This window comes from Bradyrhizobium sp. YCK136, assembly GCF_044570075.1.
GTDB classification, from domain to species: domain Bacteria; phylum Pseudomonadota; class Alphaproteobacteria; order Rhizobiales; family Xanthobacteraceae; genus Bradyrhizobium; species Bradyrhizobium diazoefficiens.
On the sequence record NZ_CP172424.1, the window covers coordinates 3,727,299 to 3,749,342 of the forward strand.

Below are 22,044 nucleotides of genomic sequence, written 5' to 3' on the forward strand. Positions count from 1 at the left end.
CCACATGATGACCATGCCGGAAATTGAGCGTTGCCTACGACAGCTGCGCCTGTCGGGTGTCCGCGACACGCTGCAGACGCGCGTGCTCCAGGCGCAGGGCGCCAACCAGCCCTTCCTCGAGACCTCTCCCTTATCCTGCAGGATGAACTGGACCGTCGTCAGTCCCGTCTTATCGAGCGGCGATACCAGCAATCCGGGCTCGACGAAAAGCTGACGCTCGCCGAGTTCGACTGGTCCTTCAATCCCAAACTGCCACGTCAGACCTGCTTCCAGCTCCACACCCTGGCGTTCATTGCCGCTGGCGAGAACGCTCTGCTTGTTGGCAAACCTGGCACCGGGAAGTCGCACATCGCCAAGGCGATTGCCTATCAGGCGATCCTGCAAAGCCACAAGGTCCAGTATCTTGAGACCGACGACTTCTTTCACCGCTACGCCCTGAACTCTCCGGCACAACGCGAGGTCCGGCTGCGAACCATCATCGACTGCGATCTCCTCGTGCTGGACGATCTATTCCTCGCACGCGCCATCCCCGACGACGCCGGCACTTTGCTGCAGACCCTGATCCATCAGCGTTACAAACTGCGCCGCAGCGTCATCGTCACCTCCAATCGCGTCGTGCAGGATTGGGGGGCATACCTTGGGGACAACACTATGAGCACGACGATCCTCGATCGCCTTATGCATCATTGCCATCTGCTTGAGTTCGACGGACGCAGCTATCGGCTCAAAGAAGCCGCTGAAGCTCTTGCCCGGGAAACAAACTCAAACTAACAGTCCCTTGTCCTGCCTCGCGGGTGGAGGAATTTGACTGACCACACCCGGAGGAATTTGAAGTGACCCGCGGGGCGCGGGCTGGCGCAGCTCACCCGCGGCACCGGCGTCACCGTCAATTCCGTGCTGCCGGGCCCGACCATGTCGGAGGGTGTCGAGACCTTCGTGAAGGATCTCGCGAAGCAAAACGGTCAGTCGGTGGATGAGGCCGCCGCCAATTTCGTCAAGCAGCATCGCCCGAGTTCGCTGATCCAGCGCTTCGCCAGCGTCGACGAGATCGCCAATATGGTGGTCTATGTTGCGTCGAAGGAAGCGTCCGCGACCAATGGCGCGGCGCTGCGGGCCGAGGGTGGTATCGTCAACACGATTGCCTGAGGCTGCGCACGTGCCGGCTTATGTGATCTCCGAGGTCGAGGTGCGCGATCAGGCGATGATGGAAGCCTATCGCGCGCTTGCGGCGCAGACTATCGCGCAATACGGCGGCCGCTACCTCGCGCGCGGCGGTGCCGCCGAGGTGGTGGAGGGCGGCCCGCCGCCCAAGACCATCATCATCGTGGAGTTTCCCACGATGGCCCGCGCGCGCGAATGGTACGCCTCAGTGGAATATGCCGAGGCGTTGAAGCTGCGACAGACGGCGCTGGAGCGGCGGTTGATGTTCGTCGAGGGCATCGCTCCAGGAGCACAACTGCCGTAGGGTGGGCAAAGCGAAGCGTGCCCACCACCTTTCTGCGCCCGTTGCGTGATGGTGGGCACGGCGCAGCGCCTTTGCCCACCCTACGCAGCGGCGCTGTGCTCGCCTACCACCCCTCCAGCACGATCTTGCCGCGCGACTTGCCGCTCTCGAGCAGCGCATGCGCGCGCTTGAGGTTGGCCGCGTTGATCGTGCCGAAGGTCTGGTCGAGCGTGGTGCGCAACACGCCCTTGTCGATGAGGTCGGCGACGTCATTGAGCAGATGATGCTGCGCGATCATGTCAGGCGTCTGGAACGAGGAGCGCGTGAACATCGATTCCCAGTGCACCGAGATCGCCTTGCCCTTGAACGTGCTCATGGTGAACTCGGGCGGATCGTCGATCAGGCCGAACCGGCCTTGCGGCGCCATGAACTCGGCGATGCTCTTGTAGTGCTGATCGGTGAAGGTGAGGCTCGCCACCAGCGCCACCGGCGGCAGCTTGAGCTTCTCGATCTGCTCCTTCATCGGCTTGCCGTGGTCGATCACCGCATGTGCGCCGAGATCGAGACACCACTTTTGCGATTCCGGCCGCGTCGCCGTCGCGAGCACCGTGAGGCCCGTGAGGCGGCGGGCGAGCTGGATCAGGATCGAGCCGACGCCGCCGGCGCCGCCCGTGATCAGCAGCGTGCGCGGATCGACGCTCTTGCCCGGCACCGCGCCGAGGCGGTCGAACAGCAATTCCCACGCGGTGATGGAAGTGAGGGGGAGGGCGGCGGCCTGCGCGAACGACAGGCTCTTCGGCTTGTTGCCGACGATGCGTTCGTCGACCAGGTGGAATTCCGCATTGGTGCCCTGGCGCAGGATCGAGCCCGCGTAAAACACCTCGTCGCCCGGCTTGAACAGCGTGACCTCGGGCCCGACGGCGTCGACCACGCCGGCTGCGTCATAACCCAAGATCTTCGTCTCGCCCTCGGGCGGAGCGGCGCGCTTGCGCACCTTGTAGTCGACCGGATTGGCCGAGATCGCCTTCACGGCGACGCGTATGTCGCGCCCCTTGGGCTCGGGCTTTGCGGTCTCGAAATCGAACAGCGCGTCCTGATCCTCGATCGGAAGCGATTTCTTGTAGCCAACGGCCTTCATGGCTTGTCTCCATCAGATAGCGCGCAGCTTGTGACGTGCGCCCGGCCTGCTAACTGTCCCGCTGGCTCCGGTTTGGCAAGTACTGTAAATTCGGGGATATAGTCCCTGTTTGGATACTATTGGGAAAACACGCATGAAGCGGCGAGATTTTACCCGGCGTCCCGGCTGCTCGGTCGAGGCGACGCTGGACCTGATCGACGGCAAGTGGAAGGGCGTGATCCTCTACCACCTCCAGGACGGCACCCAGCGCTTCGGCGAACTGCGCCGCCGGATGCCCGGCATCACCCAGCGCATGCTGACAAAACAGCTTCGCGCGCTGGAGGAAGACAAGCTCGTCATCCGCAAGGTTTATGCGGAAGTGCCGCCGCGGGTGGAGTATTGCCTCTCCGAACTCGGCGAGAGCCTCAGGCCCGTGATCGACATCCTGAAGGCGTGGGGCGAGAGCCATCAGCAACGGCTGTCCTGCGCGCCGGCGCCCGAGGCGGCGGAACCGGTCAGGAAGCCGAAGCGAGCAGCGTGAATGTCCGGGAGCGGACTGCGCCGCTCCCGGACAAGATTGCGTCAGAACGCAAACTGCGTGCGCATCGCGACCGCGTCGAACTTCGAGCCGACGTCGGCGGTCGAGACCGGCGAGGCTTGCTTCGACACCGTGCCATGCAGGTAGTCCAGCATGAAGCGGACATTGCCGTTGACGTACCAGTTGAGCGCGAGCGTGTAGACCGTCTGGCGTCCGCCGGCGATGCCGGCGGCAGTCGCGAGCTGATTATTCAGATCCATAGTGGAATAGCGGCCGGCGATCTCCCAGGCGCCCCAGCCACCGCCATCGAGCGAGAACGGATGATCGGGCTTCACGCCGCCATAGGAGGCGTTCGCTGGATTGTACTTGCGCGATTCCCCGGTCAAGACGTAGGCCGCTTCCGCGTAGCCGCCCTGGAATTTCAGGCTTGGCGCTCCGATTAACGGCACGCTGGTGTTCGCGTTGCGATCGATGTTGAACCAGTAGTATTCGCCCTGGAGCAACAGCGATCCATAGGTCGCGGCGGCTTCGACACCATAAACCTGCGCGCCCGCGACATTGGCAATCGCACCGGTCGAGATCAGTGTCGTAGGGTCAATTCGCAGCTCAGGCCGGTCGCTGAGCGTGAGCGTCTGCGTGTTGGCGACCAGATTGCGCGGCGGCTGAATCAGCCACTGTGCGTCGCCGCCGAGATGCAGCGAATAATCCTTGCCGCTGACGAGCTGGCCCGCAACGCGGGCCGTCGCGCCGTACTGCTCGCTGGTGCCCGGAGGTGAGACGCTCGACGCTGAGTGAATCGCACCCGTGGTCGGACCCGTCACGTACGCGCCGGCCCAGAACACGTCGTTGTACCAGCGGGCGCCGACGGCAGAACGGAAATCGCCGGCGGCGATATTTTGCGCGATCACGCCGACCGAGGCGCGCTCCATGAAGGGAATGTCGTTGGAGCTCGAGGACTCATCGAGGGTCCAGGCAAGGTCCATGATGCCGGCCTCGATCGCCATCTTGCCGCCAAAAGGCTTCAGCCCGGTGTAGCTCACATACGCGTTCTCGATGCCGGATGTGCCACCGCCGGGCAGGAAGCCGACAGGAGTAGCGCCGGCGGCCCCCGTGCCGCCGAAGCCGTCAGCCGAACCGCCGAAGTCGTAGATCAGGGCAAAATTCCAGTCTTCGAGGAACTTGCCGACGACGCCGATGCGTGCGCGACGGACGTTCTCGCCGCTGTCGAGTTTCTGCGGCACGGTGCCTGCCGTATTGGGACGATAATCGTAGCCGCCGACATCCCAGTGCACGCGGCTCGTGATCGCGACGCAGTTCGCTCCGTCGGCCGTGCAGATGGTCGGCCGGTTGTTCGGCATCGTCACGACGACGCCGGAAGCCGGCGCCGGGCCCTTGAGCGGGATCGCCGCATTGGCATTGGCGACGACCGCTTTCGCCTCCGAGCGCGCTTCGGCTTTTGCTTCGGCCTTGGCTTCAGCCTTGGCTTTCGCCGTCGCTGCGGTGTTCGCTGCGGTCTGGCTCTGGAGCTTGTCGAGCTTCTGCTCGAGCATCTTCAGCTGCTGCTTCAGGAGTGCGATCTCCTGTTCGCTGTTGCTGGCCGATTGGGCCTGGGCTTGCGATGCCGCCAGCACGCCGGCGAGACCAATCGCCGTGGCTGCAATTCTTGTCCTGCTCACGTTACGCCTCCATCGTTTGACGAACTTCCCCAAGTCGCGAACGGAGAGCCTAGGAAGGATCGATGACTGCCCCGCGACGCTGCGTCCGGTTGCGTGGTTCCCACTGATGCAAATTCGCCGCAACCGAATCCGCCTTGCATCACCATGCAAGATGACGCGTATCATGCCAATCCGTAGCGCCGGGCAAATTGCCATTTCGCACACCGGGCCGGTATGCGGCGGGCGCCGGAAGGGGGGTGAATATTGCCATCCCGCGCCCTTCTATTGGGGGGCGAACGCGCCTATATTCCGGCGTCTTTTCCAAGAGGTAGGAATGTTTCGATCGACCTGGACCGCCGTCGTCACGGCATTGTGCATAGGCTTTTCGGCCCACTTCAATCCGGCTGCGGCGCAGGACCGTCGGGTCCCGTCGTCGCCGGCCGAGCTGCGGCTGTCCTATTCGCCGATCGTGCAGCGGGTGCAGCCGGCGGTCGTCAACGTCTATGCCGCCAAGGTGGTGCAGAACCGCAATCCGCTGCTGGATGATCCCATCTTCCGCCGCTTCTTCGGCGTGCCCGGCCAGCAGCCCGAGCAGATGCAGCGCTCGCTCGGCTCCGGCGTCATCGTCGATGCGTCGGGCCTCGTCGTCACCAATGTCCACGTCATCGAGGGCGCGGACCAGGTCAAGGTGTCGCTGTCGGACAAGCGCGAGTTCGAGGCCGAGATCCTGCTGAAGGATCCCCGCACCGATCTCGCCGTGTTGCGCCTGAAGGACACCAAGGAGAAATTTCCAACGCTCGACTTCACCAATTCCGACGAGCTGCTGGTCGGCGACGTCGTGCTCGCGATCGGCAACCCCTTCGGCGTCGGCCAGACCGTGACCCACGGCATCATCTCGGCGCTGGCGCGCACGCAGGTCGGCATCACCGACTACCAGTTCTTCATCCAAACCGATGCGGCGATCAATCCCGGCAATTCCGGCGGTGCACTGGTTGACATGAGCGGCAAGCTTGCCGGCATCAACACCGCGATCTATTCGCGCTCCGGCGGCTCGCAGGGCATCGGCTTTGCGATCCCCGCCAACATGGTGCGCGTGGTCGTCGCTTCCGCCAAGGGCGGCGGCAAGGCGGTGAAGCGTCCCTGGCTCGGCGCGAAGTTGCAGGCGGTGACGCCCGAGATCGCCGAAAGCCTCGGCTTGCGTTCGCCGACCGGTGCGCTGGTCGCGAGCGTGGTCTCGAACGGTCCCGCAGCGAAGGCCGGCCTGAAATCCTCCGATCTCATCACCGGGATCGACGGCCAGACCGTGGATGATCCCAATGCCTTCGACTACCGCTTCGCGACGCGTCCGCTCGGCGGTTCCGTGCAGATCGACGTGCAGCGCGGCGGCAAGCCGCTCAAGCTCGCGATCGCGCTGGAGACCGCACCCGACGCCGGCCGCAACGAGCTCGTCATCACCGCGCGTTCGCCGTTCCAGGGCGCGAAGGTCTCGACCATCACGCCGGCGGTTGCCGACGAGCTGCATCTGGACGCCGACACCGAGGGCGTCGTGATTGCCGATCTCGGCGGCGACAGCGCGGCCGCGAATGTCGGCTTCCAGAAGGGCGACATCATCCTGGCCGTCAACAACCAGAAGATCAGCAAGACCGGCGATCTCGAAAAGGCCGCGGGCGAGCGCCCGCGGATCTGGCGCATCACGCTGGTGCGCGGCGGGCAGCAGATCAACGTCACGCTGGGCGGATGAGTCCGAAGCGACCACAGGAGACGCTAACTCTCTTTGCCGCGGCGGGGCTCGATCACGAGGCTCCGCATCCGCTGCCGGACCGGCTGCGCCCGCGCGCGTTGTCGGAGGTCGTCGGCCAGGATCACATCCTCGGCCCCGACGGCGCGCTGACGCGCATGCTGGAGACGCGCACGCTCGGCTCGCTGGTGTTCTGGGGCCCGCCCGGCACCGGCAAGACCACGGTGGCGCGGCTGCTGGCGGACGCGACCGACCTGCATTTCGAGCAGATCTCCGCCGTGTTCTCCGGCGTCGCCGACCTGAAGAAGGCATTCGACGCAGCGCGTGCCCGCCGCGAGATGGGCAAGGGCACGCTGCTGTTCGTCGACGAGGTGCACCGCTTCAACCGCGCCCAGCAGGATTCGTTTCTGCCTGTCATGGAAGACGGCACGGTGGTGATGGTCGGTGCCACCACCGAGAATCCGTCCTTCGAGCTCAACGCGGCGCTTCTGTCGCGCGCGCGTGTGCTGGTGTTTCGCTCGCTCGATGCTGCCGCGATCGAGAAGCTGTTTGCGCACGCCGAGGAAGTCGAGGGCCGCAAGCTGCCGCTCGATGCGGAGGCGCGCGCGGTGCTGGTGCGCATGGCCGACGGCGATGGAAGGGCCTCGCTGACGCTTGCCGAAGAGGTTTGGCGCTCTGCACGGGCTGACGAGATTTTCAATGCCGCGCAGTTGCAGGACATCCTGCAGCGCCGCGCCCCGATCTATGACAAGTCGGCCGATGGCCATTACAACCTGATCTCGGCGCTGCATAAGTCGGTGCGCGGCTCCGATCCCGACGCGGCGCTGTATTATCTCGCGCGCATGCTCGATGCCGGCGAGGACCCGCTGTTCCTGGCCCGCCGCGTCGTGCGCATGGCGGTCGAGGACATCGGGCTTGCCGATCCGCAGGCGCTCGTCATCGCCAATGCCGCCAAGGACGCCTTCGACTTCCTCGGCCATCCCGAAGGCGAGCTCGCCATCGCGCAAGCGGTGGTCTATCTCGCCACTGCGCCGAAATCGAACGCGGTCTACACCGCCTTCGGGGCCGCCATGCAGACCGCAAAGCAGGCCGGCTCGCTGCTGCCGCCAAAGCACATCCTCAATTCCCCGACCAAGCTGATGAAGTCGGAAGGCTACGGCGCAGCCTACGAATACGACCACGACGCCCCCGACGCCTTCTCCGGCCAGGATTATTTCCCGGAAGCCCTGGGCCGCCAGACCTTCTACGATCCGCCCGAGCGCGGTTTCGAGCGGGAGATCCGGAAGCGGCTGGATTACTGGGCCAAGCTGCGGAAGGAGCGGGGCGGCTCGCGCTAGAAACGGCCATTTCGCCGTGACGGGAGCCGGCTTTTAGGGTACGCAGGCAGCCATGAGCCGCCGCATCAAGAGAATGAACCCAAAGCCCCGTTCGCGTGACGAGCGCGACGATTCGCGTCCGTTCAAGGCGCGCACCGCAAAGAAAGCGGGACCGCGGCCGGGTGGCAAGCCGGGGACGAAGCCGCCGCGCTTTGCGGGCGAGCGCGCCGAGCGGCGGCCGCCCAAGGCTGCTGCACAGGAAAGGCCTGCGCCCGAAAAGCCGGTCGAGGCGCTGCTGCCGACCAAGGTGCAGACCGTCAAGGTGACGGCCGACGAGAACAACATGCGGGTCGATCGCTTCCTCGAGGCGCGCTTTCCCGGCCTGTCGTTCTCCCACATCCAGCGCGTCGTCCGCAAAGGTGAGCTCCGCGTCGACGGCAAGCGCGTCGACAGCAAGGACCGGCTGGAGGAGGGGCAGAGCGTCCGCATCCCGCCGCTGAAGCTCGACGCGCCCAAGGCCGTCGGCGAGCTCTCGGAGGCTGCGCAGAAGACGCTCAAGGCGCTGAAGGAGATGACGATCTACGAGGACGACGACGTCCTCGTGCTTAACAAGCCGTTTGGGCTTGCGGTGCAGGGCGGCTCCGGCACGACGCGGCACATCGACCAGATGCTGGAGGTGATGCGCGACTCCAAGGGGCAGAAGCCGCGGCTTGTGCACCGGATCGACAAGGACACGTCGGGCTGCCTCCTGATCGCGAAGACCCGTTTCGCTGCTTCGCACCTGACCGGCGCGTTCCGCTCGCGGTCGGCGCGAAAGGTCTATTGGGCGCTGGTGCCGGGGCTGCCGAAGCCGAAGCAGGGCCGCATCTCGACCTTTCTCGCGAAAGAGGAGAGCGAGGACGACACCATCATGCGTATCGCCCAGCACGGCGATGAGGGCGCCAGCCACGCGGTGACCTATTACGCCGTGGTCGAGACCGCCGGCAACAAGCTGACCTGGGTGTCGCTGAAGCCGGTGACGGGCCGCACCCACCAGCTCCGCGCACATATGGAGCATATCGGCCATCCCATCGTCGGCGATCCCAAATATTTCAACATCGAGAACTGGCAGCTGCCGGGCGGCCTGCAAAACCGGCTGCATCTGCTGGCGCGCCGCATCGTCATTCCGCATCCGCGCGGCGGCGTGATCGACGCCACCGCCCCACTGCCGCCGCACATGCAGCAGTCGTGGAATCTGCTCGGGCTCGATGCAAGCCGGTTTGATCCGATCGAGAACGCGCCTGAGGAATAGTGAATCCGTAGGCTAGGGAGTTTCCGCGACGTCGTCCTGGCGAAAGCCAGGACCCATTACCCCAGGGAGGGGTTTGGCGAAGACTCCTCGTTCGGTATTCCGACCTCTCGCGATCGATAGATCACGCGGTATGGGTCCTGGCCTTCGCCAGGACGACATCAGGTGTTTGGTGAGCGGCTTACCCCTCAATTCCGGAACTGTTCCAGAAACATCCGCAAGCTGTCGTGCGAGCTCTCGACATCGGTGATCAGCCAGCCCTCGGGTCCGTTGACGAGGATGAAGTTCAGCGTCACCCGGCGGCCGTGATTGTCGAAATTCGCCGCGACATAGGTCTTGTCGTATTGCCTGCGGGCCACCGCGATCGCGACCGGGCCGAGCTTCCAGCTCGGGCTCTGCACCAGGAAATCATAGGGCTCGGCCCTCGGCGTGCTCCAGGCCTTGCGCAGCGGGAAATCGAAGAATTGCCGGGCGGTGGTGCCATCCCGCGGCAGGCCTTTTGACAGCTCCGGCGCGCCCTGGCCGTAATGGGCGTAGACATTGCGAACCAGCGATTCCGGGCTACGAAAGCCTGCCTCCGCCGCGGCCAGTCCAAGTCCCGCACATAGGGCGACAATGCCCGTAAGTTCCCTCATGCCCGCCGCTCGCTTTATCGGCCACAGGTCTTAGCTTAAAAGCCTAGCATCCAGCCGCGGAGACCGAAAACCCAAGATGCGTGAATTGTTCGATGAAGCTGCGGGCCAGCCTCCGCGCGATCCGCGGGAATCGGCCCGCCAGTCCGCGCGCACGCCGCAGCGCAAGCGCTTCTACAAGGAGGCCGGCTTCGCCGAGGCCGAAGGCGGCTTCGCCATCACACTCGACGGCAGGCCGATCCGCACGCCGTCCGGCCGCCAGGTCGTGATCCCCTCGCGCGCGCTGGCCGACGCGGTCGCCGCCGAATGGGCGGCCCAAGGCGAGACGATCGATCCCGTGACCATGCCGCTGACGCGGATCGCCAACAGCGTGGTCGAGGGCGTAGTCGACCGCGTCGAGCTCGTCAGCGACGACCTTGCGAAATATTTCGAGTCCGACCTGCTGTTCTATCGCGCCGGCCATCCCGAGGCGCTCGTGGCCCGCGAGGCCACGCATTGGGACCCCGTGCTGTTCTGGGCCGCGGATACGCTGGGCGCGCATTTCATCCTGTCCGAGGGCGTCATGCATGTGAAGCAGCCGGACGAGGCGGTCGAGGCCGCGCGCGCGGCGCTGCCGGGCGACGCCTGGTCGGTCGCCGCGCTCCATGTGGTGACGACCCTGACCGGCTCGGCGCTGCTGGCGCTGGCGCTGGCTCATGGCGTACGCGATGCCGGCCAGGTCTGGGCCGCCGCCCATGTCGACGAGGACTGGAACATCGACCAATGGGGCGTGGACGAGGAAGCTGCGGCACGCCGGGCCGCCCGCGCGCAGGATTTCGAGGCTGCCGTGGCGGTTCTAGACGCGGTGAAGGTACCTGCGGTCAAAGGTCCTTAACGAGAGGTTTACGAGGGCGGCCTTAGGGTGGGACCAGCGTTCCCTGGGCCCCCCGAGATGCCGACGCCGATAAGCTCGATCGTTCCCGTCAGTGCTGCCAGCCCCGTGGCTGATGCGGCGACGCCCGATCTCGTGCTTCAGGCCGGCAGCGTCGTCGACGCCAGAGTGGTCAGCGTGCTCGCCGACAATCTGGTGCGGATCGCGATCGCAAACCTCTCCTTCGACGTGATGTCGGAAGTCGCGCTGTCGCCTGGACAAAATCTTCAGCTCGCGGTGTCGCAGAACGACGGCACGATCCGGCTCGCCGTCGTCAACGGCGCAGGCGAGGCGGCGGCCGACCAGGTCACGCTGACGCCGGCCGCGGCTTCGCTGGTAGAGAGCCCGCCGCTCGCGCCGTCCGCAAGCGCCGCCCGCAACACCTTGACGCCGTCGGAGCAGGTTGCTGTCACAATGGCTTCGGCGGAGGCCGCGAGCAAGCAGGGCAGCCAGGCGCCGCTGTTCGCCAATCTCGCCTCCGTCGTGGCCGGCAGCGATCTGCCGGCGGGATTGAAGCAGGCGGTGCTGGACGTGCTGGCGCAGCAGACGCCGCTCAATGCACAGCTCGACGGCGGCGACATCGAATCCGCCTTCCAGAAGTCCGGCCTGTTTCTCGAGGCCTCACTGGCCGCGGGCGCGACGCCATCGCCAGGCGCCGTGCCGGACCTGAAGGCGGCGCTGCTGGTGCTGCGCCAGACGCTGGCCGCGACCTCAGGCGCGCTCGAGACCGGCGTGCCGCAGGCACCGGCGCAAGGCACTGCGCCGCCGACAAGCGTCACGACCACACCGCAGACCGCAGCGTCCGCACTTCAGGCGGCGGGCGAGGCTGCGCAAGCGGCATTGCCGTCGCCTGATACGGAGATCGCCCAGCCGACGCAACCGCCGCGCGGCGCTGCGCTCGCAGCCGCCGTGCTGGCCGACATGGTGGGCGAGACGCCGCAGACGGCGGGCCCGCGAACCATGTCCGCAGGCCTTGCCGCGAGCCTCCTGCAGGAGGTCACGCAAAACCTGCCGCGCATGATCGGCAACGTGCCGGGCTCGAACAAGGCGGTGCCCGATGGCCAAATCTTCGAGGCCGCCGCGCGCGGGACGCCACCGCCGGTCCGAGGCGCGCTGCCGTCGCCGCAGTCCATCGCCTCGCCGTCGCTCGCGCCGGACACGCCGCTCGCTGCGACCGTGCACCGCCTGCTCGACGACACCGATGCCGCGATCGCGCGGCAGACCTTGCTTCAGGTCGCCTCGCTCCCCGATCGCACCGATGCCTCCGGCCATCGCGTCGATCCGGCCGTGCCGCAGTGGAATTTCGAGATTCCCTTTGCGACACCGCAGGGCACCGCCATGGCGCAGTTCGAGATCTCGCGCGACGGCGGTAACGAATCCGCCGATCCCGCCAAGCGCGCCTGGCGCGCGCGATTCACGCTCAACGTCGAGCCGGCCGGCCCCGTGCATGCGCTGATCACGCTGAACGGCGACAAGACCTTCGTGCGGATGTGGGCGGAGCGGCCGGCGACCGCGCAGCAGCTCCGTGCCGGGATCGGTGAGCTCAGCCAGGCGATGATCAGGGCCGAGCTCAAGCCCGGCGACATCGTGGTGCGCGACGGCACGCCGCCGCAGCCGGCGCCGGCCCGCGCCGGCCACTTCCTGGACCGCGCAACATGAGTGATCCGTCCAAGCTCGCGATTGCGCTGCATTACGAGAAGGGCTCTGGCGCGCCTGTCGTCGTCGCCAAGGGCAAGGGCACGATCGGCGAAAAAATCGTCGAGATTGCCAAGGCCAACGACATCCCGATCGAGGAAAACGAGATTTTGGCCGGCGCACTGTCCAAGGTCGAGCTCGGCGAGGAGATCCCCCCGGATCTCTACAAGGCCGTCGCCGAAGTGCTGGTGTTCGTGCTGCGGCTGTCGGGCCGGGGGCGCTGACGCGCTGTCATCGTTTCACCACGATAGCGGCTGCATGGTCGCGTGGCATTTCTCAGTTCAACGGACATCGCCCTTGCTCACCCGCCGTTCCACTCTCGGTCTTCTCACTGCTGCCGCCACCATGCCGCAGCGCGCGCTCGCCCATGTCGCGCCGCCGCGCAATGAGATCCGCGACAGCCTGGCAAAACGCTTCACCGATCTCGGCACATCAGGCACCTTCGTCGGCTACAAGGTCGAGGACTATCTGATCGTCGCCAGCGACAAGGAGCGCTCGGGCGAGGGGAAGCTGCCGGCCTCGACCTTCAAGATTCCGAACTCGCTGATAGCGCTGGAGACCGGCGTGGTTGCCGATCCTGACAAGGACGTGTTCCCCTGGGACGGCGTGAAGCGGCCGATCGAAGCGTGGAACAAGGATCACACGCTGCGCAGTGCCATCGCGGTCAGTGCGGTGCCGGTCTATCAGGAGATCGCGCGCCGCATCGGGCAGGAGCGCATGCAGAAATACGTCGACCTGCTCGACTACGGCAATCGCGACGTTGGCGGCGGCATCGACCAGTTCTGGCTCACCGGAAATTTGCGCATCGATCCGGTCGAGCAGGTCGATTTCGTCGACCGGCTGCGGCGCCGCGCGCTGCCGATTTCCAAACGCAGCCAGGATCTCGTCGCCGACATCCTGCCGGTGACCAAGGTCGGCGACAGCGTCATTCGCGCCAAGTCCGGCCTTTTGGGCGCCGAGCGCGGCGAGCCGTCGCTGGGCTGGATGGTCGGCTGGGCCGAGAAGGGCGAGGCGCACACCGTGTTTGCGCTCAACATGGATTGCACCGAGCCGCGCCTCGTCGGCGAGCGCATGCCGGTGACGCAAGCCTGCCTTGCCGAGATCGGCGCCGTCTGAGCGCAACCGCGCTGATCTGCATTGCGAGCGCAGCGATGCCGTAGGGTGGGCAAAGGCGCGTAGCGCCGTGCCCACCATCTCTCGATACGGTCACCTGTAGTTGGTGGGCACGCTTCGCTTTGCCCACCCTACGGTATCGCGTGCGGACCAGACCCTCTCAGCCCAGCCTGAACAGCGCCTGCAAAAATTCCTCCACAGCCTTGCGCGACTCCACGGCGGTTGCGGGATTGCCGCCGACATGCGGATTGAGCTCGACGCAGGAATCCTTGTAGGTGAAGGGCGCTTGCGTGCTGGCGTTCATCAGCACGCCGCCGTCGCCTTCCCTGATCTGGCAATTGCGCACGGTCTGCGCGTTGGCGGAGACAGCCACGGTGGCGACCCCGAGCAGGCCGCTGTCGAAGCCGTGCGCACTATCGGGGTATTCGGTCAGCACCACGTCGCGCCCGGCGGTCCTGAGCCGCTCGACGAAGGCCTTGCAGCTCTTCACGGGGTTGTAGTCATCAGGCGTGCCGTGGAAGATGCGGATCGGGCGTGCCGCGACCTCGGTATCGCCGGCGTAGCTCGTCGAGCAATCCGGATAGAACGGGATGTAGGCGGCGAACTGGATGCCGGACTTGTTCCAGAGCTTGTTGAAGCGGTCGAGGCTCGCATAGAGCGTTGCCTGTCCGCCGCGCGAAAAGCCCATCAGCACGATGCGGTCGGGGTCGACGCGGGGATGCTTCGCCAGAATCTCGAGCGAGCGGTAGATGTCGACGATCAGGTTGAGCCGGCCGAGCAGGGCCTGGTTCGGTCCGACCACCGTCAGTCCGCGGCCGGTAAAGCCGTCGATCACGAAGGTCGAGATGCCCATGGCGTTGAAGGCGTGGACCCAGGCTTCCGTGGTGGCGCCGACGCCGCTGGAGCCGTGCATCAGCACCACGACCGGGAGCTTGCCGGTGCCCTGCGCAACGCGGAATTCGCCGGCAACCGTCACCGCCTTGCCGGCGGCCGCATCGCCGCTCAAAAATTGCTGGTCGGAGAGGGTGAGCGAGGGGATCGGGTAGATCTCGGCGCGGGTGGCGACTTCCCTGGGAAGGGATTGCGCGTTGGCGAACGCGGCTGAGACGCAAAGCGCGATGGGCGCGGCAGCGGCGCGGAATGCCCACGGCATCGGATTCTCCCTGATTTTTTTTGTAGTAGAACAACAGGCCCGCGCGCTGTCAATTTGGCGCGCGGCGGCCTCAGGCCTTTTCGGCCGTCTTGTTGGTCGTCAGCGCCTGGTCGATGGCAAAGCCGCCGATCTCGCTCATGGCCTGCGAGATCACGTCGCCGCTTCTGGCAAAGCCGCTGGAGAGATAGTCGAACTGCGTCCGCGCCAGCCGCAGCACCTCGATCGGCACGGAGACCGCGGTCTCGTTGAAGCTGTCGACGGAGGCGCGCAGCGTCTCCAGCTCGGTGCTGAGCTTCCCGATGTGGCTTTCCGCGTCCTGCATCAGGCCGAGCAGCTTGCCGCGCTCGGCATCGAACGCCGCACGCTCGGCCGCCGCAGCCGCCGTCACCTCGGTCAACTGCGCCCGCAGCGCCTCGATCTGGCTGACCATGGCGTCGGAGGCAAGCTCGGCCGGCTTCGCGCAGCTCGACATGGCGTCTGTTCTCTTCATGCTGCTGATGATAGAGCCGCTCGGCTGACATCGCCCGCTGCGTCAGGGACTCGATCAGGCTTGCGGCACGCAGCAGCATCTCGCCGTTCCGCCCTGACACCATGCTGGCCATGCGCCGCAGGAAGTCGACGGTTTCGGACGACGAGTTCGGCGGCAGGGGGACGACCGTCGCGGACATGAGGTGATGCTTGCAGTCAGACGTGAGGACCGCCGCCGTACCGACTGGGCTCACGCAACATTCGGCGCCTGATCGTAAGCCTGGAGCAAGCCTGAATCGCCGCGCCGGGTCAACCGACCAGCACGGACAAAATCGACCCTCCCGCCGCCAAGTCGCGCGCGGGATCAGGCGTCCTTCTGCCGGCCAATCCGCCCGAGATGGGTAAAGCCGAACCCGGCTGAATATTTCAGGCCATAGCCCAGCGCCCGGTCTATGCCGATATGGGCCAGCCAGATCAAGGCGATGGACAAGGTGAGCGGCGAGGCGAGGCCGAAGCCCAGCGTCAGCAGCGCCACCGGCGCCATGTAGCTGTGGGCGGCGTTGTAGACCAGCGCGCCGAACCTGGCGCCCGAGAGGTATGCCAGGAAGCTCAGATCGGGGACGAAAAAGAGCAGGGCAAAGACGAGCCAGGAGCCGTCCCAGGCCCAGTAGAGCACCACCATGCCTGCAAACAGCGTCAGGCCCTCCAGCCGCAGCAGGATGTTGACACCGCCCGTCACAGTGCCGGTCTCGGCCGTTCCTTGGTCCATCGTCGCCTCCCAGGCAAAACTCTGTAATTCCTTGCGCTTTCCCGCTGCGGCAAGGCAGCCCTGCGGGCCCGAAAGCCGCTTCCCGGCCCGCAAAATGCCGTGTTAGAACCCCCGGCAATCGCATTTAGGCTAAGAACTGGCGGGAGCAAATGAAACATATCCTGGACGCCCTTGAAGATCGTCGTGCCGGCGCAAAGCTCGGCGGCGGGGAGAAGCGCATCGAGGCGCAGCACGCCCGCGGCAAGCTGACCGCGCGCGAGCGCATCGAGCTCCTGCTCGACAAGGGATCGTTCGAGGAGTTCGACATGTTCGTCGAGCACCGCTCCACCGAGTTCGGCATGGAGAAGACCAAGGTGCCCGGCGACGGCGTCGTCACCGGCTGGGGCACCGTCAATGGCCGCAAGACGTTTGTCTTTGCCAAGGATTTTACGGTGTTCGGCGGGTCGCTCTCTGAAACCCATGCGCTGAAAATTACGAAACTCCAGGACATGGCGATGAAGGCGCGGGCGCCCATCATCGGCCTCTACGACGCGGGCGGTGCCCGCATCCAGGAAGGCGTCGCCGCGCTCGCCGGCTATTCCTACGTGTTCCGCCGCAACGTGCTGGCCTCCGGCGTGATCCCGCAGATCTCCGTCATCATGGGTCCCTGCGCCGGCGGCGACGTCTATTCGCCCGCCATGACCGACTTCATCTTCATGGTGAAGAACACCAGCTACATGTTCGTCACGGGCCCCGACGTCGTGAAGACCGTCACCAACGAAGTCGTCACCGCCGAGGAGCTCGGCGGCGCCTCGGTGCACGCCACGCGCTCCTCGATCGCCGACGGCGCCTTCGAGAACGACGTCGAGACGCTTCTGCAGATGCGGCGCCTGATCGACTTCCTGCCGTCCAACAACACCGACGGCGTGCCGGAATGGCCGAGCTTCGACGACATCGGCCGCGTGGACATGTCGCTGGACACGCTGATCCCCGACAATCCGAACAAGCCCTACGACATGAAGGAACTGATCCTCAAGGTCGTGGACGAGGGCGATTTCTTCGAGATCGCGGAAGCCTTCGCCAAGAACATCGTCACCGGCTTCGGCCGCATCGCGGGCCGCACCGTCGGCTTCGTCGCCAACCAGCCGATGGTGCTGGCCGGCGTGCTCGACAGCGACGCCTCGCGCAAGGCCGCGCGCTTCGTCCGCTTTTGTGATGCCTTCAACATCCCGATCGTCACCTTCGTCGACGTGCCGGGCTTCCTGCCGGGCACCGCGCAGGAATATGGCGGCCTGATCAAGCACGGCGCGAAACTTCTGTTCGCCTATTCGCAGTGCACTGTGCCGCTGGTGACCATCATCACCCGCAAGGCCTATGGCGGCGCCTTCGACGTCATGGCGTCCAAGGAAATCGGCGCCGACATGAACTACGCCTGGCCGACCGCCCAGATCGCCGTGATGGGCGCCAAGGGCGCGGTCGAGATCATCTTCCGCGGCGATATCGGCGACCCCGACAAGATCGCGGCGCGAACGAAGGAATACGAAGACCGCTTCCTGTCACCGTTCATTGCGGCGGAGCGCGGCTACATCGACGACGTCATCATGCCGCACTCGACCCGCCGGCGCATCGCGCGGGCGCTGGCGATGCTGAAGGACAAGAAGGTGGAAATGCCGGCGAAGAAGCACGACAATTTGCCGTTGTGAGATCTCGTAGCCTGGATGAGCGAAGCGACATCCGGTTTTCCACTCAAGAGTCCCGCATGTCGCTTCGCTCACGCGGGCTACTGGCTACGCTACTGATTTGGCATCCTCGATCAAGATCCGATGACCGAACACGATCCGACCGACGAAATTTCACAGATCGAAGATCGGATCGAGCGGCTCGCCGAGATTGCCGAGCGGTGCCGGAAGTACATTCTCGCGTCCAAGATCGCCATCGGCGGCGGGGGCGCGCTGCTGTTGGTCGCGATCCTCGGCCTGTTTGGGACAGGTCAGACCGCCGCGCTCGGATCGATCGCTCTGGTGCTGGGCGGGATCGTGTCACTTGGCTCGAATGTCAGCACGTTGCGGCAGACGGAGAGCGCGATCGGTGATGCGGAGGCGCTTCGATCTCGGCTGATCGGCAGGATCGACCTGCGCGTGGTTGCCGATGCGCCGATGAAGCTGGTGTGACGCGCCGGCCGTTCGGCACCTTTGTTCACTGCCCCAGCTTCGCCCGTTCCTTGCTTCGCTGCCAGTGGCTTCCGGCGCGAAATCGGCTGTCTCTGGCCGCTTGCAATTACCTTCTGGTGGCCTACCATGAACAACGTTGGGACCTTGAAGGAGTGCAGCCATGGAACTCACCGTGGTGCCGATCGTCAAGCCGGACGCAACCAACTTCATCTTCGGCCAGTCGCATTTCATCAAGACTGTGGAAGACCTCCATGAGGCGCTGGTGGGCGCAGTTCCGGGGATCCGCTTCGGGCTGGCCTTCTGCGAGGCCTCCGGCAAGCGGCTGGTGCGCTGGTCGGGGAACGACGAAGCCGCGATCGCGCTTGCACGCGACAACGCAATGGCCATCGGCGCCGGCCATACATTCCTGATCTTCCTGGGCGACGGATTCTTTCCAGTCAACGTGCTGGCTGCGGTGCGTGCGGCGCCGGAGGTCTGCCGCATCTACTGCGCGACGGCCAACCCCACACAAGTGATCGTCGCGCAAACGGAGCAGGGCTGCGGCGTGCTCGGGGTGGTGGATGGCGCCTCACCGCTGGGTGTCGAAACCGACGAGGACATTGCGTGGCGGAAAGACCTGCTGCGAAAGATCGGCTACAAGCTGTAGTGGCTGGATGCAGCCGAAGCGGCGGGCCTGCATCGACAAGACCGTCGAACCCACAACCGCAAGATGCCCGGCACATTAATCACCGGCGCTCTCAAGCTCCAGACCCGAGGAGCAACACCATGAAGCAAAACACCCCCGAAGAATTTCCCACCGGCTTGATGGATTGGAGTCGCTTTGTGATCAAGGGCAGCAAGATGCCGCCCCGGGATCCTGATGACGATGAAGAGGACGAGGACGAGGAGGGAGAAGAGGAGGGGGACGACGACGAACCGGCGGTCGTACGCGAGCCGGACGAAGACTAGAAAAGTGGATGGCAGTTGGCGTACAATATCTCCCATGAGTTGGGATGCGAAAGACGTAGCGCTGCTCAAAAAACTCTGGGTCCAAGGACAGAGTGCCGCGCAGATCGCGCGCCGTCTCGGGTGTAGCCGTAACGCTGTCTGCGGCAGGCTAACTCGCTTGGGCCTGACGCGTGGCCACAAGCCGCCAACAGCAAAACCCAAGATAAGGTCGGTCCGGAAGCGAGAGCCGGCGTTGTTGGTTGCCTGTGCCCAACCGGCAGCCAAGAAGGTGTCGCGGAAGACAACAAACAAGCAGCCCAAGGAATTCAGCAAGCACCAGCTTTACGCCATGCTAGCTGAAGCGGTCAGGAATACGGGCTAACGGGCTACCGCGACGTTGTTGCGGCGCGGGCTCAATGAGCCGAGTCCGACCGGGTTGGGAGGGGCAATGGATCATTGGACCCGCTGGTTGCCAGGTCTTGGCACCCTTCGTCGATATCAAGGGAAGTGGCATTCGTACGATATCTTCGCTGGATTCGTATTGGCGACAATGCTGGTCCCGGTTGGCATTGCCTATGCGGAGGCGTTGGGCTTGCCCGGTATCTAGGGTCCATACGCAACGATCACAGCGCTCCTCGCTTACGCGCTGTTCGGTCCAAGCCGCATCCTCGTCCTGGGACCAGACTCGGCTCTGGCAGCCATTGTATCGTGGGTGTTGTCGGGTGGCGATCCCATGCGCGCCATAACCTTGGCCGGCATGATGGCAATCGTTTCCGGCACGGCATGTATTCTGGCAGGCATTCTACGCCTGGGCTTTGTAACCGAACTTCTCTCCAAGCCCATACGCCACGGTTACATGAACGGAATTGCATTGACCGTATTGATCAGTCAACTGCCAAAGCTGTTCGGCTTTACGATCGAAAGCGAAGGACCTCTGCGGAGCCTGTGGGCGATCGCCGGTGCAATCACCGAAGGAAAGACAAGCTGGGTAGCCCTTGGGCTCGGGCTCGGCACGCTGACGGTGATCCTTCTGCTCGAGAGCAACAAGCGGCTGCCAGGCATTCTGATTGCCGTCGTCGGGGCAATGGCCGTCGCGGGCGCGCTGGATCTTGGGAGGACTGCGAGGACCGAGCCAAAGCCTAGTCTCGATGGACCTTGGTGCGCCCTGCGATCGTGGCGTCCTTTCAGCGCCGATATCGTGCTAGGCTCGACTGTGGCAGGGAGCACCTGCTTCCTGCTTCATACCGAACGGGAGGACGACATGCCTGAGAGCGTCTACAAGGTCATAGAACTGATCGGCACCAGCAACGATTCCTGGGAAAAGGCCGCCGCCAACGCGGTCGAGCAGGCTGCAAAATCTCTTCGTGACCTTCGTGTCGCAGAGGTCGTCAAGCTCGATATTCAGCTGGACGCCAAAGGAAAAGTAGAGGCCTATCGCGCTAAACTCAACGTGTCGTTCAAGTTCGAGGGCACCTGAGCTTAAGCAAACCTCGCCTCGCATGCGGGGCGAGGTCGGATCTTACGCGCAGGGTTAGCGCTCAAACGGTCGACGTGAATTGTGTCCCTCTTGGAGAGCGCACGATCATGAAGGTCTTGCCACTGCTCGTGGTCGCCATGGGTGTCGTCGCGTGGGAAGCGACCGCACAGGACGCACAATGCGTCCGCGAACGCGCCGCCATGGTCGAGGCCATCCGGGCCTACGCCCGGTCCGCTGCCGGTGTTTTGGGACAGCAAGGCCTGTCGGAGAAGGTCCTTGAGGCCATGGCGCAAACGAAACGCCACCTGTTCATCCCTGAGCAATCTTGCTCTATCGCATACGCCGATAGACCGATACCAATCGGCCTCGGCCAGACCATATCGCAGCCGTACATTGTGGCCTTGATGACCCAGTTGGCCGAGGTCGCGCCCGATCACGTTGTGCTCGAAGTCGGTACCGGTTCGGGCTACCAGGCCGCCATCCTCGCGCAGCTCGCGCGAAAGGTCTGCAGCATCGAGATCATCCCGCAATTGGCCGAGACCGCCGCGAAAACACTAAGGGACCTCGCGTATGACAACGTGAGCGTCAGGCTTGGCGATGGCTACGATGGCTGGCCCGAATGTGGTCCTTTTGACGCAGTCGTCGTGACTGCCGCGCTCGGGGAGCCACCGCCGCCGCTGATCGAGCAGCTTAAAGTAGGTGGCCGACTCGTCATGCCGGTGGGCCCCGGTTACGGCACCCAGCAGCTCACGGTCGTCGAAAAAATCGCTCCTGGCAAGACGACGACGCGCGCCGTCGCCCTCGTGCGGTTTGTCCCGTTTACGCGTTCGCAGAACTAGAAGCCAGGGTGGAACAGGTTGAGCGCGTAGGGTGGGTGAGCCTTGCGACTGCGCGAAGCGCAGTTCGCTGGGCGTAACCCACCAATTTTGTTGAGGCGGACATTGGCGGATTGCGCTTCGCTAATCCGTCTGCGTTAGCGTGCCTCATCCGCCGCAGCAAAATGCGCCATCTGGTCGGCGCGGGCCTTGGCGAAGGCCGGGCGGCCCGTGGCGCGCGCGACGTAGTCGCGGCAAGCCGGATGTGCCGCCAACCCATCGAAGCGATCGACGACGCGCAGCACGTCCGACATCAGGATGTCGGCGACGGAGAAGGAGCCCGCCAGCCATTCGCGGCCGGCGAGCACCGGCTCCATGTGCTTGAGGCGGAGCTTGAGGAAGTCGTCGACGAACTTCACGGCAGGTGAGCCATCGTCACTGCCGGTGAACTTGAACAGCGTCCACGGCAGGGCCGGCATCTCCACCGAATTGAGCGCCGCGAACATCCATTCGACCGTGTCGCTGCGGCCGCGCGGATCGGTGGGCATCAATGCCGGGCTGAGCTCACCCAGATGCAGCAGGATCGCGCCGCTCTCGAAGATCGAGAGGTCGCCGTCGGTCAGCCACGGCACCTGGCCGAAGGGCTGGTGCGCGAAATGCGCGGCGTCCCGCGGGCCGAACGGCACGCTCGCGACGCGGTACGGTAACGCGGCCTCTTCGAGAGCCCAGCGCACACGGAGGTCGCGCACGAAACCCCTGGGCATCTCGGGAACCCAGTCGAAAGTGGTAAGGGTGAGGTCGGCCATGCGGTGTCTCCCAGTGCTGCTCAAGGCATAGGA

At 64.9% G+C, this 22,044-nt stretch carries 22 protein-coding genes and 4 pseudogenes; 19 read left to right on the top strand and 7 right to left on the bottom strand.

The features are described from left to right. The first annotated feature begins 4 nt into the window (after positions 1-4). The 3 genes and pseudogenes from istB (at position 5) to ACFLEY_RS17675 (ending at position 1,465) form a co-directional block, all read left to right on the top strand. Positions 5-771, top strand: a pseudogene (gene istB, locus ACFLEY_RS17665) (IS21-like element IS1631 family helper ATPase IstB). Between the two features lie 75 nt (positions 772-846). Then, positions 847-1,146: pseudogene (locus tag ACFLEY_RS17670) on the top strand (SDR family oxidoreductase); the annotation flags it as partial. A gap of 10 nt (positions 1,147-1,156) precedes the next feature. Next, on the top strand, positions 1,157-1,465 hold the full coding sequence (locus ACFLEY_RS17675) for a DUF1330 domain-containing protein (RefSeq protein WP_060907958.1): 309 nt from the start codon (positions 1,157-1,159) through the stop codon (positions 1,463-1,465). A 103-nt stretch (positions 1,466-1,568) separates the two neighbouring features. Here the strand turns inward: ACFLEY_RS17675 and ACFLEY_RS17680 are convergent, their stop codons facing one another. Next, positions 1,569-2,582, bottom strand: a complete 1,014-nt coding sequence (locus ACFLEY_RS17680; RefSeq protein WP_060907957.1) for a zinc-binding alcohol dehydrogenase family protein — start codon at positions 2,580-2,582, stop codon at positions 1,569-1,571. A 133-nt stretch (positions 2,583-2,715) separates the two neighbouring features. Here ACFLEY_RS17680 and ACFLEY_RS17685 point away from each other — a divergent pair, with 133 nt between their 5' ends. Further along, positions 2,716-3,102, top strand: a complete 387-nt coding sequence (locus ACFLEY_RS17685; RefSeq protein WP_060907956.1) for a helix-turn-helix domain-containing protein — start codon at positions 2,716-2,718, stop codon at positions 3,100-3,102. 41 nt (positions 3,103-3,143) lie between these two features. Here the strand turns inward: ACFLEY_RS17685 and ACFLEY_RS17690 are convergent, their stop codons facing one another. Further along, positions 3,144-4,775 (bottom strand): OprO/OprP family phosphate-selective porin, encoded by a 1,632-nt coding sequence (locus ACFLEY_RS17690; RefSeq protein WP_060907955.1) that lies wholly within the window; start codon positions 4,773-4,775, stop codon positions 3,144-3,146. A 313-nt stretch (positions 4,776-5,088) separates the two neighbouring features. Between ACFLEY_RS17690 and ACFLEY_RS17695 the strand changes: the two genes are divergently transcribed. Genes ACFLEY_RS17695 through ACFLEY_RS17705 form a run of 3 tightly spaced genes read left to right on the top strand, consistent with a single transcriptional unit; the run spans position 5,089 to position 9,099 of the window. Then, positions 5,089-6,495, top strand: a complete 1,407-nt coding sequence (locus tag ACFLEY_RS17695) for a DegQ family serine endoprotease (RefSeq protein WP_060907954.1) — start codon at positions 5,089-5,091, stop codon at positions 6,493-6,495. After that, positions 6,492-7,829, top strand: a complete 1,338-nt coding sequence (locus ACFLEY_RS17700; protein ID WP_211433893.1) for a replication-associated recombination protein A — start codon at positions 6,492-6,494, stop codon at positions 7,827-7,829. The genes ACFLEY_RS17695 and ACFLEY_RS17700 overlap by 4 nt, the downstream gene beginning before the upstream one ends. 52 nt (positions 7,830-7,881) lie before the next feature. Next, positions 7,882-9,099 carry an RluA family pseudouridine synthase gene (locus ACFLEY_RS17705; protein WP_060907953.1) on the top strand — a complete coding sequence of 406 codons (1,218 nt, stop codon included), beginning with the start codon at positions 7,882-7,884 and terminating at the stop codon, positions 9,097-9,099. A 185-nt stretch (positions 9,100-9,284) separates the two neighbouring features. On the opposite strand, the gene ACFLEY_RS17710 is transcribed toward ACFLEY_RS17705, so the two are convergent. Further along, positions 9,285-9,731, bottom strand: coding sequence for a hypothetical protein (locus tag ACFLEY_RS17710; RefSeq protein WP_060907952.1), 447 nt, complete (start codon positions 9,729-9,731; stop codon positions 9,285-9,287). Between the two features lie 76 nt (positions 9,732-9,807). Between ACFLEY_RS17710 and ACFLEY_RS17715 the strand changes: the two genes are divergently transcribed. The 4 genes from ACFLEY_RS17715 to ACFLEY_RS17730 all read left to right on the top strand — a co-directional run bounded on the left by ACFLEY_RS17715 (position 9,808) and on the right by ACFLEY_RS17730 (position 13,449). Next, positions 9,808-10,602 (top strand): ATP12 family chaperone protein, encoded by a 795-nt coding sequence (locus ACFLEY_RS17715; RefSeq protein ID WP_060907951.1) that lies wholly within the window; start codon positions 9,808-9,810, stop codon positions 10,600-10,602. Positions 10,603-10,659: 57 nt separating this feature from the next. Further along, the gene (locus ACFLEY_RS17720; RefSeq protein WP_060907950.1) at positions 10,660-12,297 is read left to right on the top strand and encodes a flagellar hook-length control protein FliK; all 1,638 of its coding nucleotides are present in this window, start codon (positions 10,660-10,662) and stop codon (positions 12,295-12,297) included. Further along, the gene (locus ACFLEY_RS17725) at positions 12,294-12,557 is read left to right on the top strand and encodes an EscU/YscU/HrcU family type III secretion system export apparatus switch protein (RefSeq protein ID WP_011088117.1); all 264 of its coding nucleotides are present in this window, start codon (positions 12,294-12,296) and stop codon (positions 12,555-12,557) included. Before ACFLEY_RS17720 ends, ACFLEY_RS17725 begins: the two co-directional genes overlap by 4 nt. Before the next feature lie 73 nt (positions 12,558-12,630). Further along, positions 12,631-13,449, top strand: coding sequence for a penicillin-binding transpeptidase domain-containing protein (locus ACFLEY_RS17730; RefSeq protein WP_082755195.1), 819 nt, complete (start codon positions 12,631-12,633; stop codon positions 13,447-13,449). 157 nt (positions 13,450-13,606) lie between these two features. Here ACFLEY_RS17730 and ACFLEY_RS17735 read toward each other — a convergent pair whose 3' ends face one another. The 3 genes and pseudogenes from ACFLEY_RS17735 to ACFLEY_RS17745 form a co-directional block, all read right to left on the bottom strand. After that, the gene (locus ACFLEY_RS17735; RefSeq protein WP_396604704.1) at positions 13,607-14,599 is read right to left on the bottom strand and encodes a dienelactone hydrolase family protein; all 993 of its coding nucleotides are present in this window, start codon (positions 14,597-14,599) and stop codon (positions 13,607-13,609) included. A 70-nt stretch (positions 14,600-14,669) separates the two neighbouring features. Further along, positions 14,670-15,267 (bottom strand): annotated as a pseudogene (locus tag ACFLEY_RS17740) (hypothetical protein). Between the two features lie 164 nt (positions 15,268-15,431). Continuing rightward, on the bottom strand, positions 15,432-15,836 hold the full coding sequence (locus ACFLEY_RS17745; RefSeq protein ID WP_011088113.1) for a DUF4260 domain-containing protein: 405 nt from the start codon (positions 15,834-15,836) through the stop codon (positions 15,432-15,434). Positions 15,837-15,985: 149 nt separating this feature from the next. On the opposite strand from ACFLEY_RS17745, the gene ACFLEY_RS17750 reads away from it, so the two are divergent. The 8 genes and pseudogenes from ACFLEY_RS17750 (at position 15,986) to ACFLEY_RS17785 (ending at position 21,229) form a co-directional block, all read left to right on the top strand. Continuing rightward, a complete protein-coding gene (locus ACFLEY_RS17750; RefSeq protein ID WP_028171407.1) occupies positions 15,986-17,518 on the top strand; it encodes an acyl-CoA carboxylase subunit beta in 1,533 nt (510 codons plus the stop codon). Between the two features lie 120 nt (positions 17,519-17,638). Continuing rightward, entirely contained in the window at positions 17,639-17,986 is a 348-nt protein-coding gene (locus tag ACFLEY_RS17755; RefSeq protein WP_011088111.1) for a hypothetical protein, read from the top strand. A gap of 160 nt (positions 17,987-18,146) precedes the next feature. Then, positions 18,147-18,632: an adenosine-specific kinase gene (locus ACFLEY_RS17760; protein WP_011088110.1), complete on the top strand. Its 486-nt coding sequence runs from the start codon at positions 18,147-18,149 to the stop codon at positions 18,630-18,632. A gap of 119 nt (positions 18,633-18,751) precedes the next feature. Continuing rightward, a complete protein-coding gene (locus ACFLEY_RS17765; protein ID WP_060912583.1) occupies positions 18,752-18,934 on the top strand; it encodes a hypothetical protein in 183 nt (60 codons plus the stop codon). Between the two features lie 34 nt (positions 18,935-18,968). After that, positions 18,969-19,295 (top strand): GcrA family cell cycle regulator, encoded by a 327-nt coding sequence (locus tag ACFLEY_RS17770; protein WP_038967071.1) that lies wholly within the window; start codon positions 18,969-18,971, stop codon positions 19,293-19,295. 66 nt (positions 19,296-19,361) lie between these two features. After that, positions 19,362-20,027, top strand: a pseudogene (locus tag ACFLEY_RS17775) (SulP family inorganic anion transporter); the annotation flags it as partial. A gap of 147 nt (positions 20,028-20,174) precedes the next feature. Beyond that, complete coding sequence (locus ACFLEY_RS17780; protein ID WP_135178112.1) at positions 20,175-20,390, top strand: dodecin family protein; 216 nt, start codon at positions 20,175-20,177, stop codon at positions 20,388-20,390. Between the two features lie 107 nt (positions 20,391-20,497). Beyond that, entirely contained in the window at positions 20,498-21,229 is a 732-nt protein-coding gene (locus ACFLEY_RS17785; protein WP_049832389.1) for a protein-L-isoaspartate(D-aspartate) O-methyltransferase, read from the top strand. Between the two features lie 134 nt (positions 21,230-21,363). Here the strand turns inward: ACFLEY_RS17785 and ACFLEY_RS17790 are convergent, their stop codons facing one another. Beyond that, complete coding sequence (locus tag ACFLEY_RS17790; protein WP_211433892.1) at positions 21,364-22,011, bottom strand: glutathione S-transferase family protein; 648 nt, start codon at positions 22,009-22,011, stop codon at positions 21,364-21,366. Positions 22,012-22,044: the final 33 nt, after the last annotated feature.

Bases quoted from the DNA above. Each gene is read 5' to 3' on its own strand.
- ACFLEY_RS17710 (WP_060907952.1), bottom strand. From the start codon at position 9,731: ATGAGGGAACTTACGGGCATTGTCGCCCTATGTGCGGGACTTGGACTG.
- ACFLEY_RS17685 (WP_060907956.1), top strand. From the start codon at position 2,716: ATGAAGCGGCGAGATTTTACCCGGCGTCCCGGCTGCTCGGTCGAGGCG.
- ACFLEY_RS17725 (WP_011088117.1), top strand. From the start codon at position 12,294: ATGAGTGATCCGTCCAAGCTCGCGATTGCGCTGCATTACGAGAAGGGC.
- ACFLEY_RS17715 (WP_060907951.1), top strand. From the start codon at position 9,808: ATGCGTGAATTGTTCGATGAAGCTGCGGGCCAGCCTCCGCGCGATCCG.
- ACFLEY_RS17790 (WP_211433892.1), bottom strand. From the start codon at position 22,011: ATGGCCGACCTCACCCTTACCACTTTCGACTGGGTTCCCGAGATGCCC.
- ACFLEY_RS17785 (WP_049832389.1), top strand. From the start codon at position 20,498: ATGAAGGTCTTGCCACTGCTCGTGGTCGCCATGGGTGTCGTCGCGTGG.
- ACFLEY_RS17735 (WP_396604704.1), bottom strand. From the start codon at position 14,599: ATGCCGTGGGCATTCCGCGCCGCTGCCGCGCCCATCGCGCTTTGCGTC.
- ACFLEY_RS17720 (WP_060907950.1), top strand. From the start codon at position 10,660: ATGCCGACGCCGATAAGCTCGATCGTTCCCGTCAGTGCTGCCAGCCCC.
- ACFLEY_RS17760 (WP_011088110.1), top strand. From the start codon at position 18,147: ATGGAACTCACCGTGGTGCCGATCGTCAAGCCGGACGCAACCAACTTC.
- ACFLEY_RS17745 (WP_011088113.1), bottom strand. From the start codon at position 15,836: ATGGACCAAGGAACGGCCGAGACCGGCACTGTGACGGGCGGTGTCAAC.
- ACFLEY_RS17770 (WP_038967071.1), top strand. From the start codon at position 18,969: ATGAGTTGGGATGCGAAAGACGTAGCGCTGCTCAAAAAACTCTGGGTC.
- ACFLEY_RS17705 (WP_060907953.1), top strand. From the start codon at position 7,882: ATGAGCCGCCGCATCAAGAGAATGAACCCAAAGCCCCGTTCGCGTGAC.
- ACFLEY_RS17700 (WP_211433893.1), top strand. From the start codon at position 6,492: ATGAGTCCGAAGCGACCACAGGAGACGCTAACTCTCTTTGCCGCGGCG.
- ACFLEY_RS17765 (WP_060912583.1), top strand. From the start codon at position 18,752: ATGAAGCAAAACACCCCCGAAGAATTTCCCACCGGCTTGATGGATTGG.
- ACFLEY_RS17680 (WP_060907957.1), bottom strand. From the start codon at position 2,582: ATGAAGGCCGTTGGCTACAAGAAATCGCTTCCGATCGAGGATCAGGAC.
- ACFLEY_RS17695 (WP_060907954.1), top strand. From the start codon at position 5,089: ATGTTTCGATCGACCTGGACCGCCGTCGTCACGGCATTGTGCATAGGC.
- ACFLEY_RS17780 (WP_135178112.1), top strand. From the start codon at position 20,175: ATGCCTGAGAGCGTCTACAAGGTCATAGAACTGATCGGCACCAGCAAC.
- ACFLEY_RS17750 (WP_028171407.1), top strand. From the start codon at position 15,986: ATGAAACATATCCTGGACGCCCTTGAAGATCGTCGTGCCGGCGCAAAG.
- ACFLEY_RS17755 (WP_011088111.1), top strand. From the start codon at position 17,639: ATGACCGAACACGATCCGACCGACGAAATTTCACAGATCGAAGATCGG.